Annotated in this window: 2 protein-coding genes; both read right to left on the reverse strand. The window is 74.0% G+C overall.

Features of this window, described 5'->3' with window-relative positions:
* Window positions 1-168: 168 nt before the first annotated feature.
* Window positions 169-1113, reverse strand: coding sequence for an alpha/beta hydrolase family protein (locus tag FOE67_RS21270; RefSeq protein ID WP_182666446.1), 945 nt, complete (start codon window positions 1111-1113; stop codon window positions 169-171).
* 213 nt (window positions 1114-1326) lie between these two features.
* Complete coding sequence (locus FOE67_RS21275) at window positions 1327-2742, reverse strand: cytochrome P450 (RefSeq protein WP_182666447.1); 1416 nt, start codon at window positions 2740-2742, stop codon at window positions 1327-1329.
* Between the last annotated feature and the right edge of the window lie 306 nt (window positions 2743-3048).

The raw sequence follows: 3048 nt of genomic DNA on the forward strand, positions 1-3048 counted from the left end.
GGCCGGGGCGCGGTGGGACCGGGACGTGGATGAGGACATGTCCGTGATCCTGCCGGCCCGCCCCCGGGGCGGGGGACGGGGGGAACGCGCGGGGCCGGCGGCCCGCCCGTGGAGGGCGGACCACCGGCCGGTGGCGCGGAGCGGTGCCCCGGGGGCACCGCCGGGACGTCAGCGCGGGCAGTTGCCGCGGATGTCCGAGATGTCGCGCTCGTTGGGCAGCGGGCACAGGAACCGGTCGTAGCGGGTGTCGTTGTCCACGAACCGCTTGAGCCAGGAGATGCTGTACTTCGCGATGGTGGTGTTGGAGACGTTCGGCGCGAAGTGCGAGGCGCCGCTCAGCTCGACGTACATGCGGTCGGTCGAGGACGACAGGCTGGTGTAGAAGGGGATGGAGTGGCTGCGCACGGAGGCGACGCTGTCGCGCTCGGCGCCCACGATCAGGGTCGGGGTGGTGACCCGGCTCCAGTTCTTCGTGAGGTTCCACGGGGTCAGCGGGATCGACGCCTTCAACGACGGCCGGGAGATGGTGGCCTCCAGGGCGCCGCCGCCACCCATCGAGTGCCCCATGACCGCCAGGCGGTTGGAGTCCACGCGGTGCCGTTCGGAGCTGCGCTCGGTCAGGTAGTCCAGCGCGGCCAGGAGCTGACGCCCGCGCGAGGAGGGCTGGTCCAGCCGGGTGTTGGTGTCGATGACGAACACCACGAAGCCCTGGGAGGCGATGCGCGGCCCCAGCCAGTCCATGGAGGAGGACGAGGCCGTGTAGCCCGGGGCGATCGCGACGCCGCCGAAGGTGCCGTCGCTCGTGGTGGTCGGGTAATAGATGGTTCCGCCGCCGAAGCCGGAGGCGAAGGAGGAGACCCGGGTGCTCGAGGTCCGGTAGTGACCGGTGCGGGCCTCGATGCTCGACACCGTCGGGTCGGGCCCGCGCTGGTACTGGTTCTGCGCGGAGACGCTGCTCGTGGTGGTCTCGCCGGCCATCGCGCTGGGGAGGGCGACCACTCCGGCCCCGCCGATGGCGAAGAGCGCCGCTACACCCAACGACAGGATGCGGCGGCGGGACGTGCGCCTGTGCCGGCCGGTGGTGGGCCCGGCCTCGTTCCGTTGCGGCTCCATGGGACTCGTGTCTCCCTGCTGTGTGGGGGGTGGACACGGTCATCGTTCAGCCGCGGGGCGCACCCGCGCATCGGCGAAACCACCGGTGTTCGCGGGCCCCGGTGCCGACGGGGCGTCGGGGGCCGTCGGCGGCCCCGGCGGGGGAACGCGTCGAACGGCCCGCCGGTTCCCGCCGAGGAGGCGGTGCGGGGGCCGTTCGAGGCGTCGGCGCGTTCAGTCGGCGGTCGGCCGGGGCCGGGGGGAGAAGTACAGCGTGAAGTGGTCCAACAGGGCGGGGATCGGCTCACCGGCCCGGGGGGCGGGTCGGGAGATCACCTTCCAGTCGGTGTGCGCCATCATCCCGGCCAGCCACGAGCTCGCCGTCAGCAGCACCAGGTTCTCCCCCGGACACCGCCCGGGGCCGTCGCTGAAGGGGACGAGCGCCGGATTCTCCTCCGCCTCACCCGAGATCCACTGCTCGGGAGCGAAGGAGTTCTCGTACGGGGCGGCGAACCCGCCGCGCTGGAACCACGGGGTGTACGCCACCACCAGGGTCCCGGCGGGCATGGTGCCGCCCGGCCAGCGGGTGGGCTCGGTGGTCTCCCGCAACAACAGCGGGGTGGTGTGCCACAGGCGCACCGACTCGCGCACGCAGGCCCGCAGGTAGGGCAGCGGGTGGGGGGTCACCGGGTCACCGGCCTCCCGCACCTCCCGGACCGCCTCGGCGGCCTGCCGCGGGTGCCCCGCCAACAGGGCCAGGGCGCGATAGGTGACCATGCCCGCGGGCTCGTAGGCGAACATCCAGTGCGGGATCTGCCCGACCGGGTCGGCCTCCGGTCGGCCGATTCCCGGCTCGTGGAGTTCGTGGGCGATGGTGCCCGGCTCGGCGGCGAAGGCGTACCGGTGGACCCGCAGCAGGAACTCGTCGCGGCGGGCCCGCTGCCGGGTGCGCAGCAGGGAGAGGTTGGCGGCCGAGCGCAGCACGTCCAGACGTCGGGTGAGTTCGGTGTCGTCCGCCGCGGCCTCGCCCAGGACGATCCTCCGCACCGCGCGCCACCACGTCTCGTTGAACTCGTCCCATCCCAGCACGCCGTGCCGCAGCGCCCGCCGCACGGTGGCGGAGGCCTCCTCGGCGGCGCGGCGCGTCACCTCCGGGGCGGCCGAGTGCATCGGCCGGGTCATCTCCAGGGCCTTCTCGTTGACCCGGCGGCGGGCCCGCCGTTCCCCACCGCGCGAGATCAGCGAGCCGTGGGGCTGGAACTGCCCCAGCGCCCACCGCTTCTCCAGGGTGTCGGGGGTGAACGGGTCGGGAGTCCGGTCGAGGGCCCGGCTCATGCCGTCGGGGGTGAGCAGCAGGGCGATCGGCCGGGCGGCGGTGGTGACCATCACCGGACCGTCCCCGTAGCGCTCCCGCAACTCGGCCATCAGGGCCAGCGCCCGACGGTCCCAGCCGTGGCGTTCGGAGAGCTTCATCGGGGCGGGCCGGCGGATGATCGGGCCCTTGGCGGCGGTGGGCAGCAACAGTTGTGTCAGGACGCGTGCGGAGTCCCGGGCGGACAGCCGGGTGAGTTCCCCGGTGGCGTCGGGGGACTCGACCTCCGACGCGTGGGACGACTCGAGGGTGCCGGCGGCACCGGTCGGCGGGGTCAACGTACCTCCCGGATTCGTGACGGGCTCCACGGCCCGTCGTGCGGTGGTCACCCGGCGGCGTCGACACCCGCGTCGGCCTCGTCGTCGGTCGCCTCGGGGACGTCACGGTCCCGCCGGGGTTTTCGGGCTTCTGTCCCGTACGGCCCCTCCCATGTCCGCCCGGCGGGTCACCGGTGCGGGCGGACCCTCCCCTTTCGATCGGTTTTCGGTCAATCGGGGTGGTTTCCGGCGGGGCGGGAGGCGGCCCCGAGGGTCGCCCTGCGGGCCGGCGGGCGACGGGGTCGGGCGGGCGCGGAGGGCGCGGAG

The organism is Streptomyces calidiresistens, assembly GCF_014141525.1.
GTDB classification, from domain to species: Bacteria; Actinomycetota; Actinomycetes; order Streptomycetales; family Streptomycetaceae; genus Streptomyces; species Streptomyces calidiresistens.